The following is a 322-nucleotide window of genomic DNA, read 5'->3' as shown; positions in this document are numbered from 1 at the left end:
TTATAAATCCTATCAACCTCTCTACTTAGATCCCACATTAAAAACAGGACAAAGCTCAAGCTATTTAGAATTTAAAGAGTGGCAAGAACTCTATCTTAAAGAACCAATAAAAGGAGCAATAGCTCCTTGGACTAAAAAAGAAAAAGCCTATTATGAATCTTTACAAACAAAAAGAGAAAGGTATAAATATCTTATTATTAGAAGTGGATTAAGAAGTTCTGTTATAGATATACCTTATGAGGCTTATTGTAATGTAGATGAAAATGGAAAGCTTATCAATAAAGACTATGAATACCTCTATAAAGAAGTAGAAGCAAATAGA

General features: G+C 29.5%; 1 pseudogene. It reads left to right on the top strand.

The features are described from left to right. A pseudogene (locus tag OQH62_RS08670) lies at nt 1-322 on the top strand (hypothetical protein); the annotation flags it as partial.

Origin of the sequence: Campylobacter sp. MIT 21-1684 (assembly GCF_026241315.1) — a bacterium.
Taxonomy (GTDB): Bacteria; Campylobacterota; Campylobacteria; order Campylobacterales; family Campylobacteraceae; genus Campylobacter_D.
The sequence above is the reverse complement of the archived record's forward strand: the minus strand, read 5'-3'. Positions and strand labels throughout refer to the sequence as shown.